Source organism: Pseudoalteromonas sp. 78C3 (genome assembly GCF_002836695.1).
In the GTDB taxonomy this organism is placed as follows: domain Bacteria; phylum Pseudomonadota; class Gammaproteobacteria; order Enterobacterales; family Alteromonadaceae; genus Pseudoalteromonas; species Pseudoalteromonas arctica.
This window is the reverse complement of sequence record NZ_PJAV01000178.1, coordinates 17307-31622: the sequence shown is the minus strand read 5'-3', so window position 1 is coordinate 31622 and position 14316 is coordinate 17307. Positions and strand designations below refer to the sequence as shown.

Below are 14316 nucleotides of genomic sequence, written 5' to 3'. Positions count from 1 at the left end.
GGTAGTAAATAAAACGACAGTGAATTACTGCTTATCGTGTTATTAAAACTATAGCAAGCTGTGGATAAGTGTGTAGATAACAGCCACGAGCTATTCTTCCAAAGCATCATAAAATGCCTAGAAAATACTTTAACTGTATGTTTTAATTTAAAAAAGATAATACGAGGTTCTTTTTTTATTATTTTAAACCAATGTGGAAAAAGGTTTTCTAACGACTGCTTGTGTTGTTATTCACTTTGATTATTCGCGTCCATTTAAATAACCGGAGGAGTATTCTAGCACAATGGATCGAAGATCATAGCGATCCTTTATAATTTTTTTTAAAGGCAAAGTGATCGCAAATGGCATAAACCGCAAAACAACTTGCATAGGGAATGATTTTTGTACTAAAAATTTATTTTCGCGAGAAATTTTGAGCATGTTAGACTTCATCCGATCGACTTATAAAAAAGACTTTAGGGGCACAAAAGCATGAAAAACGTAGCGGTAATATTAGCAGGGTCTGGTGTGTACGATGGTAGTGAAATTAATGAAGCAATTTTAACTTTATTACATATAGCCAAAAATGGCGCAACGTATCAGTGTTTTGCACCGGATATTGAACAACTTCATACCATTAACCATTTAACGGGCGAAGTAATGCCTGATAAACGTAATGTATTAACAGAAGCGGCTCGTATTGCACGGGGTGACATTAAATCGCTGCTTGAACTAGACGTAACTCAGTTTGACGCATTAATTGTACCTGGCGGTTTTGGCGCTGCAAAAAACTTATGTGACTTTGCAATTAAAGGCGCAAAAGCAAATATTAATGAAGACGTCCTTAATGCTTGTAAATCATTTGCAAAAGAAAATAAGCCTGCTGGTTATATGTGTATTGCACCCGCTTTGATCCCATTTATTTACGATAACGCCATACTTACTATTGGTAACGATGCAGAGACAGCACAAACGCTAAGCACATTAGGCGCTAAACATATAAATTGTGCAGTAGATGATGTTGTTATTGATCAGCCAAATAAGCTAGTTACAACCCCAGCTTATATGCTTGCGCAATCGATTATTGAAGCCGATGCAGGGATCGAAAAACTAGTTAGTAGCGTATTATCAATAAATTGATCTTAGGATCTAAAAGTTAATTGTATGACTGTTTGCGCTTATTAAATTGCTTAACAAAAAACAGTAAATAATTAAATTTTATTGCGTTAACGCAAAAAGTAGTCAGTTTTATTAATAAAAACGCCTCTTAGCATTTTATAAATTGGCTCAGAGAGTTATAATCGGTTTAATTTCCGTCATCTTTAATCGTGATTGATCACGTTCAAATCGAAGTGAGCAAGGCAAAATGAAAAAATTAACAGCTGCAGCATTATTAATGCTAGCAACCACTGCATACGCACAGCCATATGATAACTCTATGACTGAAGATGCAATTAAAGCACGTCTCGCGCCGGTTGGTGCTGTATACCTTGAAGGCGATAAAGCTGCTGTAGCAGCCGCGCCTACAGGCCCTCGTTCTGGTGAGCAAGTGTATCAAGGTGCATGTTTTGCATGTCACGGTACTGGTGCACTAGGCGCGCCTAAATCGCCTGACGATTGGGCTCCACGTATAGCTAAAGGTAAAGACACTTTACTTGAGCATGCACTAAATGGCTTTAATGCGATGCCTCCAAAAGGCACCTGTATGGATTGTTCTGATGATGAGATAAGCGCTGCTATCGACTTCATGACATCTAAGTAAATACAGCTGAAATACACAAAAAAGGTTTACTTCGGTAAGCCTTTTTTAATACCTAAAATAGTGTTTCTAGCCAGTATGGTAGTACGAATATCAACTTGACGATAAGCGCTAAAAGTGAAAGTATAAGGCTAATAACTATACAATAAAAATAGCCGGTTAGATCATTGGAAGATAAACTCTCAGTATCGAGTAAATTGGCGTATCAAAATAAACGTCTAAAAACATTACTCAATAAATACAAACAATCACATCACTTACAAAATGCGCTGATACAATTATCAGAGCAAGCAAGTACTGTTGCCGAGCTAACCCTACTTTATCCCGCTATCCACGACATTTTACAAAAATATGTGCCGAGTAAAAGTTTTTATGTGGTGCTATTAAATCAATATAGTCAATCGCTAGAACTTTCTTACTTTTCAGATGAAAAAGATGGTATTGCCGTCGCCCTTAACCAATCAAATAGCTTTGATGAAGGCGCCACTGGTTATGTATTTAAACAGGGTAAAACCACATGTTTTACCAAGCAGCAAATGCAAAATGCCGCAGCAGAAGGTTTATTTAAAGCATTAGGCACTCCAGCAGAGCATTGGGTAGGTGTACCGGTTTACCAAGAACATAATATTATCGGTGTATTAGCAGCGCAAAGTTACGATACAAAACAAGGCTATAGCTCACAACAAATACAATTACTTGAGTTTATGTCGCTTTATTTAGCAACTGCAATAGAGCGTGTAAAAAAACGAGAGCTCCTTGAGTCAGAAGTTAAAATTCGTACCCGAGCACTCACTCAAAGTAACGACGCGTTAAACCTTGAAATAGAACAACGCAAACGCGCACTTCAACGCCAACAAATTCTGTTTAAAATATCTGAAATAGCAACGCAAGCTAAAAACCTTGATGATGCTTACTTTAAGATACATGAAATAATAAAAACAATTACCTACGCAGAAAACTTATATATTGCACTTTACGATAAAGAGTCTGGCTGGATAAGCTTCCCTTATTGTGTAGATGAATTTAAAGAAAACACTCAACCAAGACGCTTTGCTAAAGGTTATAGTGAACTGGTAATTAGCACTGAAGAAACGCAACTTATACACCCGTGTAGGGCAAAAGAACTAATAGAAAGCGGTGTAGTACAAAGGGCTAAGCCTGTACAAAAAGAGCAAATGGCCACTAGTTGGTTAGGCGCTCCACTTAAAACAGCTCAAGGTGTTATCGGCCTTATTGTTTGCCAAGCTTACGATAACAAACATATTTTCAGCCAGGATGATTGTGAGCTAATTACCTTTGTATCACATCAAATTGCAGCTGTTTTACAAACAAAGCTCGCCAATCAAGCGATTGCAAAAAGCCATCAAGAACTCGAATTTAGAGTCAATGAAAAAACCAAAGAACTGCGTCAAACTAATCTGCATTTACAAATGCAAATAGATGAACGTAAAAAAATAGAGCAGCAGCTTTATCATGACGCACATCACGACTCTCTTACTAGCTTACCTAATCGCAGCCTATTTTTAACTCAGCTTGAAAAAACGCTACAACATTATCAGCGCTTTCCTGAACATAACTTTGCTGTTTTATTTATTGATTTAGATAAGTTTAAAGACATTAACGACCAGCTTGGTCACCATGCTGGCGATCAGTTTTTAATTAACGTTAGTGAGTTATTTGCCCAGTGTATACGCGAACATGATTTACTAGCACGCTTAGGTGGCGATGAGTTTGTTATTTTATTAACGCACTTAACTGAGCCTCAACAAGCCGAAGATGTTGCCAATCGTATTATCGACTTAATGGAAAAGCCTTTTTGCCTTAAAGGGGAATATTTACAAAGTGGTGCAAGTATAGGGATAACCTATTCAAAGAAAAGCTATACTCATACGGATGAAATTATTCGTGATGCCGATGCTGCAATGTATCACGCTAAAAACTCCGGAAAAAATCGCTACGAGCTATTTCATCCGCTATTAACGCAATCAATACCTGCGCAGGCACTAAAAGCACAACATCACCTTGATATATTACCTATGAGTTTTAGAAGCTCAGAAATAATTACTCTTGATGAGCAACATCAGTCTGAATCTTTATTTGAAGCATTTGGTGAACACCCAATACTTGGCTTTACTAGCTTTGATATTTTGAAAAAGTTTGCATCAGATAAAGAACAGCACCTCGAGATAGAGTTACAGTTATTACAACGCGCTTATGCACAAGCAATTACCGCAAATGTAACTATGGCGCTGGTTCCTTGCTCTGGTTTACTACTTGAGGAGCACGAATTTGTTTTATTTACAGATACGCTAAATAAACAACAAGGGCATAGCCAGCTCTGTTTGCTATTTGATGAGCAAGAAATTCGTCACGCAAGCGCAATACAAATAGAAAATCTCAAAAAGCTATCACAACTTGGTTATTCAATTGGTTTAAACAATTTTGCTAAAGATAGATGCGAACTTAATTTACTAACCGATATTAATTTTGACTATCTGCTACTTAGCTCGACCTTTAGTAAACGTGTTTTACAACAAGAAAGTTACGATTTTCAGCTACAAGGTGTGCTAGCAATTACGAAGCTAAAAGCAATGAAAGTTATTGCTAAAGGACCATCGATACTCAATTTTAGAGCTTTACTAGACAAGCACGGTTTGGCATTTTTTGTGGGAAAACAACACGCTCTAGTGTGCTCTGAGTTGCCTGAAATACAAGCAACCCAGTCTTTATAAAATTAGCCTGAGGTATTACTCAGGCTTTTTAAACATTGCACGAAGGTTAGCGACTCTTGCTTGGCCTTTTTCCATTCGCTCTGCTTGCGTATTTGGCGCCTTTTTATTTTCAAACGCGAGATCGTCCTGCGGTAACTCTTGTACAAATCGGCTTAACTCAGTTTGTGAGGTTTCACCAAATTGACGACGTATTTTTGCATAAGTAAGTGTTAACTCCTGCTGCGCACGAGTAATACCGACATAAGCTAAGCGGCGTTCTTCATCTACGTTATCTTCATCAATACTTACCTGATGCGGAAGTAAGCCCTCCTCCATGCCTACCATAAATACATATGGATACTCTAAGCCCTTTGATGCATGAAGTGTTGATAAGTGCACTGCATCGGTTTCATCTTCTTCTTCGTTACGCTCAAGCATGTCGCGAAGGGTTAGCTTGCTAACAACCTCAGCCAATGTCATTGGCTCGTTGTCGGCATCACCGGTCAACATATCGGTGATCCAGCGATACAGCTCAGATACGTTTTTCATACGCATTTCAGCGGCTTTTGCACTCGGTGACGACTCGTACAAATATGCCTCGTAATTAATATTACGCACTAAGTCTTTAACAGCTTCAAGCGTATCACCGCGTACTGCGTTATCGGATAGCTCAACAACCCAGCGTGCAAACCCAGCAAGCGCATTAAAACCACGCCCTTTTAGTCTGTAGCCTAAATCGTTATCAAAACAGGTAGCAAATAAGCTCATGTGCTTTTCGTTAGCAAGCGTACCAAGCTTTTCAAGTGTGACCGTGCCTATTTCGCGTCGTGGTGTATTTACGATACGTAAAAATGCATTGTCATCATCTTGATTAACTAGCAAACGTAAATACGCCATAATATCTTTAATTTCTGAACGAGCAAAAAATGACATCCCGCCACTAATTTTATAAGGGATACGGTTACTCATTAATGATTTTTCAAAGCCACGTGCTTGATGATTACCACGATATAAAATCGCGTAATCTTTATAGCTGGTACGCTTCATAAACTTATGTGAAATTATTTCAGCAACCACACGCTCAGATTCATGCTCTTCATCGCGGCACCCTATTACTTTAATCGGCTCACCATAACCTAGTTCACTAAATAACTTTTTCTCTATGTCATGTGGGTTATTCGCAATTAAAATGTTAGCCGCTTTTAGTATTCGCCCTGCACTTCGATAGTTTTGTTCAAGCTTTATAAGTCTAAGCCCTGGGTAGTCTTTACCTAATAACACTAAGTTTTGCGGGCGAGCACCACGCCATGAGTAAATTGATTGATCGTCATCACCTACCACAGTAAAACGGGCACGCTCGCCTACTAGCAATTTAACAAGTTGATATTGGCTTGTATTGGTATCTTGATACTCATCCACCAGCAAGTATTTAAAGCGTTGCTGCCAGCGCTCACGTGATGTGGCGTTATTAGTAAGTAACAAAGTAGGGATCATAATTAAATCATCAAAATCCAGTGCGTTATAAGCACGTAGCTGATTTTGATAGCGAGCATACAGCTGTGCAAACAATGCCTTTTGCGCATCACGCGCTTCGCGTATTGCTTGCTCTGGCAGTACTAATTCATTTTTCCAACTACCAATTTCCATTTTAAGTAGTTTGAGTAAGTCCTTGTCTTTTTTTAGCTCATCTTCGGTAAGCTCACTAATAAGCTGATTGGTATCTTGATCATCAAATAACGAAAAGCCGGGTTTAAACCCTAATGTGCTTAACTCTTTTTTTATTATTTCTAAACCGAGTGTATGAAACGTTGATACCCATAAACCTTTAGCGTCTTGCTTTCCGAGCGTTTGCAGTACTCGTTCACGCATTTCTTTGGCTGCTTTATTGGTAAAAGTAACAGCGGCTATATTTCGCGCTTTGTACTCACATTTTTTCACTAAATAAGCGATTTTATTCGTAATAACACGGGTTTTACCAGAGCCTGCGCCTGCGAGTACTAAGCATGGACCACTAATATATTTTACGGCTTCATCTTGTTTAGGATTGAGTTTCATAACGACCAAAGAAATTTAAAAGACGCGCAATTTTAACGTAACCACTACTGCGAGCATAGCAATTGCCTTAATTAATTAAGGTAAAGATGATCATGTGTTAAATACCATGGGTATAAGGTAATATTAGTTATTATTATTTTAGGCCGCATCGAAGGGACAAATATGATCAACCCAGCAAAACTTGAAGAAATTGCTAAGCAAATTACTAGCAATATGCCGCAAGGTGTAAAAAACCTAGCAGAGACACTCGAAGGTAAAACAAAGCAAGTTTTACAAAACAAGCTTGCTGAGATGGATTTTGTGAGCCGTGAAGAATTTGATGTGCAAAGCCAAGTACTTATTCGTACTCGCGAAAAACTAACCGAACTTGAAGCTAAAGTTGCATTGCTTGAGCAACAACTTAGCACTGAGACTGATGCTGAATAATTATACCAATTGCATTAAATTAGTGTTCTATTATAGCGATAAGAAAATAGCTCAATAACAAGGCTAAAATTATGGTACATAGTTGTTCTATATAAATAATTTTTAACGTAGTTAGTGAGTTATTTAATACGCTAGAATGATCATTTTTTTAATAAAATTGGTATTAATTTAGTGTACAAAAAAGGCAGCTTAGGCTGCCTTTTGCGTTTTACCAAGTTTATTCAAATAGCTCATCAAGTACGTAATAAAATAATTTAGCCTGTTGATCTAAACTCACACTCAGCATTTTTTGCGCAACTTGCTCGCCAGTTATTGGTTTGTAACGCTTTAAAAACGGAAGTCGTGTAATAACAGGAAAAATAATACTGCCTATCTTTTCTGCCACTCTAAATTGCTCACGATCACCTAATAATAAAGAGGGTTGTAAAATACTTATTTTATCAAAAGGGAGTGCTTTAATATGTTGCTCAAGCTCACCCTTCATTTTCAAATAAGCACTATTACTGTGCGTGTTCGCCCCGCTTGATGACACTAAGCAGTAATGCGTAACACCATTACATGCCGCTAACTGCGCCGCTATAAACTGATAATCAAAATCTACTTTACGCTGAGCTTGTGTAGAGCCCGCCCGTTTACGGGTTGTGCCCAAACACGAAAACAATACGTCACCTTTAAAAAGCTCAACGTATTGAGTTAATTTTTCAAAATCAATAACGTGATTAACTAGCTTTGCGTGTGTAATAGGCAAAGCCCGACGACTTAACGTAACCACTTTGGTATAACGATCGCTATTAAGTAGCTTATGTAGCAACTCATTACCGACCAAACCTGTAGCACCTATTAATATCGCCGTTTTAGTCATAAATTTATTTATTTTCGCCCACTTTATTAAGTACGTGCTGCACTGCTTTTTTGTAGCTTTGCGTTTCTTCACTCGCGCACGTTACTACAGATTCTAAATCATGAAGATGGCCGTTTTCTAAACCATAAACCCAACCATGAACGCTTAGCTCTTGGCCGCGTTCCCACGCATCTTGCACAATGTTAGTACGGCATACATTACGTACTTGCTCAATTACATTTAGCTCAATAAGGCGGCTTAAACGTTCGCTTTCTGGCATTGCATCAAGTTGTTCAAGATGCTTTTCTTTTACATCCCCTACATGGCGTAGCCAATTATCAATAAAGCCAAATTTTGCATTGTTTAAAACGGCTTGTACGCCACCACAGCCATAGTGACCTACTACCATGATATGTTTTACTTTTAAAACCTCTACAGCGTACTGCATAACCGACAAACAGTTATGGTCAGTGTGTACAACCACGTTTGCAACGTTACGATGCACAAATAATTCGCCTGGTAATAAATCAACTATTTGATTAGCAGGTACACGAGAGTCTGAACAACCAATCCATAAATACTCTGGATTTTGTTGCATAGATAAAATTTTAAAAAACTCAGGATCAGCTTCGCTTGTACGTGCAGCCCAACGTTTATTGTTATCGAATAAATTTTTTAACTTTCTCATTGCATCTCTTATTAAGTCGAGGACGGAAATTTAATGGATATTAGCAAGAATCAAAATATTACGAGGCGTTAACTGCTTTTCACAAAACGTTTTAACGCTTACTTGATAGCCTTGCTGTTGCAAATATAAAGCACGATCGAGCACAAGCCAAACTTCAATTGCTCTTCTGAACACATGTCGAACCAGTTCAACTCGGTCAGTTATTTTTTTTCGAGCAACCCCAACATCTAAATATTTATTATAATCAGTATCTTGAGGTAGGTTTATTGCCTTTTTGTCTGCAGCCCATGCACAAAATGATTTAAACGAATCTGAGAATATAGCTTTGTTAACCGAAGGTACGCTTACATAATATTGCTCGCCAGTAATCGATTTTCTAAGTGCGTCAAAACCAAGTCGCCATTCTAGTTCTGTTTTACGTACTTTTTCCAGACGAGAAGGCGCTGTGACAGTTTCTTGTAATGCGAGCTTTAAATCGCGATGCGTTAGGTTAAGCTCACTTTGGTTTGCAACCTCACTCATTACACGGTACTCATTAGCCGTAAATAAATGATAGCAACAAGGTGAAAAGCTAATTTGCTGTACTTTCGCTAAACTTGCTTGGCGCATAAATGCTTGGTGCAAACCACCACATGCGTGTAGCGCTACGGCATGCATATCAGCATTAAAAAATTTAGTGATATCCTCTTTTAATACATCTGCTTGGCTAAAATGCATTGCCAAGCCTTGTTGCTGTGCACTTTTTTGTCCTTGCTCGCATAAGCTTTGTTGCAGTTCAATACTATGCACATCACTTGCGCCATTAAAAGCAAGCATTCGCCCTAAGTGTCCTTTACCCGCACACCACTCTAAAACTGGTTGCTTAGTAGTAGGTAGTGCAGATACAAAATCTTGTAACTGATCAAACTTACGACCTTTAATGCCGTTACTTATCCAAAACGGATAATCAGCTCGAGAGTGTGCAGAGCTAGGTAAATCACATAGCTTAGCAAGTTCATCAAGTTGGTTTATGTGTTGGCTAAAAAATTGGTATAGCTGATTTTGATCGTTATCAAGAACGGTTACCTGATCATCAGTTAGTTCGCTAAGCATGCCTTGCAGCTCTGGCCAAGGAATAGTGTCAAAATCAAATGCGGTGCACTGCCAATACTGACGATGGCGCATTAAAAGTGAATCAAGTGCAAAAAATTGCTCAGCTAAAGTCATAACAGCTTAAAAAATAAAAAGACAATTAATTATATCAGCTCAGTGAGCTCTCATTAAGCAGTTATTTTTTGCTAAAAATCAGCCGTAAATACAAAGGTATTGAAATAATACTCACCAGAATAGCTGCTATGAGCATCCATGATAATTGCATCTTTTCAGGCTCTTGGTATTTATAAATAAAGTGAGATTTCACTTCGTCAAATTCGTTTTGCTGTATGCCATATAAGTCAGCAATTAAACGCCACTTTGCTATCGACATATGCCCTAAACTGGTAGTGGGTGGGGTTATATAACTTTTTAGTACTTCAGCCTCAAAGGCGAGCTGATGAAAGCTCTTACTCGGTGCATAGTTTTGCTGGGTGACTGCAATGGCTTCATCCATGTTCATCATTGCATAGCGCCAACCTTTTAGGCTCGCTTGGTAGAATTTTTCGACCGTTTGCGGATTTTGCTTAAGCATGTTTTCGCTGGTAAATAAAATGTCGCTATATACATCCATACCATAACGCTGTGGGCAAACAAGCCGATGAGCTACGCCTTGTTGAGTCATATAATAAGGCTCTGTAGTAACATAAACTTGCATAGCATCTAGCTTGTTTTCAATCCAAGCCTGGTTAAAATTTTCGCCATTGTAAACTTTGAGTTTATCTACATCAACGCCACTGCGTTTAAGCATAATAAGTAGCTCGGTGCCATCATTTTTGCTCACCGCAGTGATACGTTTATTAACAAAGTCACGTGGATGAAAAATATCAGACGTGTCTTTAACCATCCAGCAGTAAGGTGAAAATTGTAATAAGGCAGCCATAGCAACAAGAGGTTGGCCATTTATACGTTGCTGTAAAATACCAGAATGCCCTACACCAAATTGTGCTTCGCCACTGGCGACAGGACCAAAGGTATCAGGTTTCATTGGATTAGCTTGTTTAATAGTTACATCAAGGCCCGCTTCATTATAAAAGCCTTTTTGCTTGGCCATATAATAACCGGCAAACTGAAACTGATGTGTCCATTTTAGCTGTAATGTGACAGATTCTTGCGCCGCGATATGGCTACAAAAAAAGCACAATCCAATGATTAATCCTTTAAATAGCAACTAGGTGCCCTCAAAAAGTATGACGATTACCTGTAACTATATGTAAAACGTGTAATAAAGCAAGCACCCGAGTAAGGTGCCTGCCTTTAAAGAAGAATTATACTGAGGCGAGTTTTTCGGCTTTTTCTGCTTGCGGTTTTGATGTTAAAAATTGGGTAAAACACGGATTTTGTGTTTCATCTTGTACACTGTAACCTAAGCGATTCAAATGCTCGTTAAACATTTCATACTGACTCGGCTCAATAGCAAAACCTGCCAGTACATTCCCCATCGAACCACCGTGATTACGATAATGAAATAAGGTAATGTTCCAATTGCTGCCTAAAGTATCTAAGAAGCGTGCAAGCGCACCCGGATACTCAGGAAATTCAAAACGCAATAAACGTTCATGTAATTGCTCTGGTGCTTTTCCGCCAACCATATAACGCACATGTAATTTAGCGAGTTCGTTATCCGACAAATCGCAAAATTGATAATCGTTATTTGTTAAGTCTTGCTTTAACTCATTAAGCTCTTGCTCGCCTTGGCGAAGTGCAATGCCCACAAATATTTGTGCTTCACCAGGTCCTGCATACCGATAGTTAAACTCAGTAATAGCACGGCCACCTAAAGAAGCACAAAACTGTTTAAAACTGCCTTTTTCTTCTTTAATAGTAACGGCTAATAGCGCTTCGTTTTTTTCACCCAGCGCAGTGCGCTCTGCTACATAACGCAGGCGATCAAAGTTTAAATTAGCACCCGAAAGCACAGCCGCTAAATGTAGTCCTTTTAACCCCGACTGCTGACTCCACTTTTTAAGCCCAGCAGTTGCAAGTGCACCTGAAGGCTCTGCAATTGCACGGGTAGATACAAAAATATCCTGCATGGCTGCACATATTTCATCGCTAGTAACGGTTACAACTTCATCGCAAAACTTTTGTGCTAAACGAAATGTTTCAGTGCCAATAATTTTAACCGCTACGCCATCGGCAAAACTACCAACGCGATCAAGCTCTACTGGCTTACCTGCTTCAAGTGCTGCTTGTAAACACGCACTTTCGTCGGCCTCTACGCCAATTACTTTTATATCTGGACGCAGCGATTTAATATAAACCGCCATACCAGCAAGTAAACCGCCGCCGCCAACAGGAATAAACACAGCATCAAGCTCGTTTAATTGCTGCATTAACTCGCGTGCTACAGTGCCTTGACCAACAATGACATCCGGATCGTCAAATGGCGGGACAAATATACCGTTACGTTGCTCTGTTAGCTCAAGCGCATAGGCTTTTGCTGCATCAAAATGATGGCCATGTAATACAACTTCACCGCCAAGTGCGCGCACTGCGCTGACTTTTATTTCAGGCGTTGTTACTGGCATTACAATAGTTGCTTGATGCCCAAGGTGAGATGCACTTAATGCAACCCCTTGAGCATGATTACCCGCAGAAGCAGTAATAACCACTGAGCCTTTAGGTAATTTATTTAATTTGTTATACGCACCGCGTAACTTAAATGAATACACGGGCTGTTGGTCTTCACGCTTTAACCAAACATGATTACCTAGCTTTTTACTGAGTTCAGCCATTTCGCTAACCTCAGTAACTTTAGCCAAAGGCTCCATGTTTGCTTGAATAATAGCGCGAAAATAATCGAGCTCTTGAGAGACCATAATTAACTAAGCGCCTCCAATTTAGCTAAATCGCGCACTGCGCCTTTATCGGCACTTGTTGCAAGTAATGCATAAGCCTTTAAAGCAGACGAGACATAGCGCTCACGATCAACTGGCTTGTACGCCATTTTTCCGCGTGCTAATTGCTTTTGTTTACGTGCCTCAAGTTCTTCATCGCTTAGCGCTAATGTGATTTCACGTGTTGCGATATCAATAATGATTTTGTCGCCATTTTCAACATAAGCAATTGCACCACCACTCGCCGCTTCTGGCGATACATGGCCAATTGATAAACCCGAAGTACCACCCGAAAAGCGACCATCAGTAATAAGTGCGCATTTTTCAGCTAAGCCTTTCGATTTTAAGTAGCTTGTTGGGTATAGCATTTCTTGCATACCTGGGCCGCCTTTTGGTCCTTCATAACGAATAACAACAACATCGCCGGCTTTTACTTCGTTATTTAAAATCCCTTCTACTGAATCATCTTGTGATTCGTATACAATGGCGGTGCCTTCAAAATGTAGCATTTCGTCAACTACGCCAGCACTTTTTACAACACAACCATCAACGGCTAGATTACCTGAAAGCACAGCTAAACCACCGTCTTGGCGAAAAGCATGTTCAACGCTTCGAATACACCCATTCACGCGGTCATTATCGCCTTCATCCCAACGACACTCTTGGCTCATTGCTTTAGTAGTTCGAATGCCCGCAGGACCCGCACGGTAAAATTTGCGCGCTACTTTGTTAGTTGGGTCAGTTGCATCCCATTTTTTAACAAGCTCAGCCATTGTTGACCCTGCGACATGATTCACTGACATATCAACTAAGCCCGCTTTACCAAGCTCGCGTACAACAGCCATCATGCCACCAGCACGGTGGACATCTTCAATATGGTACTCTGGTGTTGCTGGTGCAACTTTACATAAAAACGGTGTTTTACGAGAAAGCGCATCAATGTGCGACATATCAAAATCAACGCCCGCTTCTTGCGCTGCAGCGAGTAAATGCAACACCGTATTTGACGAGCCGCCCATTGCAATATCAACAACCATTGCATTCATAAAGGCTGTTTTGTTAGCAATAGCACGTGGTAATACATCTTGATTATCTTTTTGATAATACTCACGACATAAATCAACAATACGAGCCCCTGCTTCAACATACAGTTGTTTACGGTCTTTATGAGTGGCAAGCGTGGTACCGTTACCCGGAAGTGCTAAGCCTATTGCCTCTAACAAACAGTTCATTGAGTTTGCAGTAAACATGCCTGAACACGAACCACATGTAGGACACGCAGAACGCTCTACTTGTTCTGAATCTGCATCACTTACCGACTCATCTGCACCTTTAACCATGGCATCAACTAAATCAAGTTTAATGTCGATGTTAGCAAGTTTAGTTTTACCCGCTTCCATTGGGCCGCCCGATACAAATATTACCGGTATGTTTAAACGTAGCGCTGCAAGCATCATCCCTGGGGTGATTTTGTCGCAGTTTGAAATACAGATCATCGCATCGGCGCAGTGACCATTTACCATGTATTCAACCGAGTCAGCAATTAAATCGCGTGAAGGCAGCGAATAAAGCATACCGCCGTGTCCCATCGCAATGCCATCATCAATAGCAATGGTATTAAATTCTTTAGGAACTCCACCCGCTTGGGTTATTGTCTCACCCATAAGCTCACTAAGCTGATTAAGGTGTACATGCCCTGGTACAAATTGTGTAAACGAGTTAACTACGGCAATAATCGGTTTACCAAAATCAGAGTCTGTCATACCTGTTGCGCGCCATAATGCTCTTGCGCCTGCGCGTTTACGTCCTTCAGTTGTTGTTGCACTTCTTAATTTAGCCATAGTTACCTCAGTTTTTGCCGCAATATAAGCGGGCATTCCTCATTC

Annotated in this window: 11 protein-coding genes; 4 read left to right on the top strand and 7 right to left on the bottom strand. The window is 39.7% G+C overall.

Going from position 1 to position 14316, the window contains the following annotated elements; genetic code table 11:
• The first annotated feature begins 471 nt into the window (after window positions 1-471).
• From elbB to CXF76_RS20465, 3 genes are all read left to right on the top strand, one after another.
• Window positions 472-1119 (top strand): isoprenoid biosynthesis glyoxalase ElbB, encoded by a 648-nt coding sequence (gene elbB / locus CXF76_RS20475; RefSeq protein WP_024606998.1) that lies wholly within the window; start codon window positions 472-474, stop codon window positions 1117-1119.
• Window positions 1120-1345: 226 nt separating this feature from the next.
• Complete coding sequence (locus CXF76_RS20470) at window positions 1346-1741, top strand: c-type cytochrome (protein ID WP_007582093.1); 396 nt, start codon at window positions 1346-1348, stop codon at window positions 1739-1741.
• A gap of 164 nt (window positions 1742-1905) precedes the next feature.
• Window positions 1906-4470, top strand: a complete 2565-nt coding sequence (locus CXF76_RS20465; RefSeq protein WP_024606916.1) for a sensor domain-containing diguanylate cyclase — start codon at window positions 1906-1908, stop codon at window positions 4468-4470.
• Window positions 4471-4485: 15 nt separating this feature from the next.
• Here CXF76_RS20465 and rep read toward each other — a convergent pair whose 3' ends face one another.
• Complete coding sequence (gene rep, locus CXF76_RS20460; protein ID WP_101164490.1) at window positions 4486-6504, bottom strand: DNA helicase Rep; 2019 nt, start codon at window positions 6502-6504, stop codon at window positions 4486-4488.
• A gap of 162 nt (window positions 6505-6666) precedes the next feature.
• Between rep and ubiK the strand changes: the two genes are divergently transcribed.
• Window positions 6667-6930 (top strand): ubiquinone biosynthesis accessory factor UbiK, encoded by a 264-nt coding sequence (gene ubiK / locus CXF76_RS20455; protein ID WP_024608186.1) that lies wholly within the window; start codon window positions 6667-6669, stop codon window positions 6928-6930.
• Window positions 6931-7147: 217 nt separating this feature from the next.
• On the opposite strand, the gene CXF76_RS20450 is transcribed toward ubiK, so the two are convergent.
• The 6 genes from CXF76_RS20450 to ilvD form a co-directional block, all read right to left on the bottom strand.
• Window positions 7148-7792, bottom strand: coding sequence for an NAD(P)H-binding protein (locus CXF76_RS20450; protein WP_024607223.1), 645 nt, complete (start codon window positions 7790-7792; stop codon window positions 7148-7150).
• A 4-nt stretch (window positions 7793-7796) separates the two neighbouring features.
• Entirely contained in the window at window positions 7797-8459 is a 663-nt protein-coding gene (gene can / locus CXF76_RS20445) for a carbonate dehydratase (protein WP_007582103.1), read from the bottom strand.
• Between the two features lie 30 nt (window positions 8460-8489).
• Entirely contained in the window at window positions 8490-9665 is a 1176-nt protein-coding gene (locus CXF76_RS20440; RefSeq protein WP_024607222.1) for a methyltransferase, read from the bottom strand.
• Between the two features lie 61 nt (window positions 9666-9726).
• A complete protein-coding gene (locus CXF76_RS20435; RefSeq protein WP_024607221.1) occupies window positions 9727-10761 on the bottom strand; it encodes an ABC transporter substrate-binding protein in 1035 nt (344 codons plus the stop codon).
• Between the two features lie 97 nt (window positions 10762-10858).
• Entirely contained in the window at window positions 10859-12412 is a 1554-nt protein-coding gene (gene ilvA, locus CXF76_RS20430) for a threonine ammonia-lyase, biosynthetic (protein ID WP_007582109.1), read from the bottom strand.
• A gap of 2 nt (window positions 12413-12414) precedes the next feature.
• Complete coding sequence (gene ilvD, locus CXF76_RS20425; protein ID WP_101164496.1) at window positions 12415-14271, bottom strand: dihydroxy-acid dehydratase; 1857 nt, start codon at window positions 14269-14271, stop codon at window positions 12415-12417.
• Window positions 14272-14316 lie beyond the last annotated feature (45 nt).

Coding starts and splice junctions, on each gene's coding strand:
- CXF76_RS20470 (WP_007582093.1), top strand. CDS start 1,346: ATGAAAAAATTAACAGCTGCAGCATTATTAATGCTAGCAACCACTGCA.
- CXF76_RS20440 (WP_024607222.1), bottom strand. CDS start 9,665: ATGACTTTAGCTGAGCAATTTTTTGCACTTGATTCACTTTTAATGCGC.
- can (WP_007582103.1), bottom strand. CDS start 8,459: ATGAGAAAGTTAAAAAATTTATTCGATAACAATAAACGTTGGGCTGCA.
- elbB (WP_024606998.1), top strand. CDS start 472: ATGAAAAACGTAGCGGTAATATTAGCAGGGTCTGGTGTGTACGATGGT.
- CXF76_RS20450 (WP_024607223.1), bottom strand. CDS start 7,792: ATGACTAAAACGGCGATATTAATAGGTGCTACAGGTTTGGTCGGTAAT.
- ilvD (WP_101164496.1), bottom strand. CDS start 14,271: ATGGCTAAATTAAGAAGTGCAACAACAACTGAAGGACGTAAACGCGCA.
- ilvA (WP_007582109.1), bottom strand. CDS start 12,412: ATGGTCTCTCAAGAGCTCGATTATTTTCGCGCTATTATTCAAGCAAAC.
- ubiK (WP_024608186.1), top strand. CDS start 6,667: ATGATCAACCCAGCAAAACTTGAAGAAATTGCTAAGCAAATTACTAGC.
- rep (WP_101164490.1), bottom strand. CDS start 6,504: ATGAAACTCAATCCTAAACAAGATGAAGCCGTAAAATATATTAGTGGT.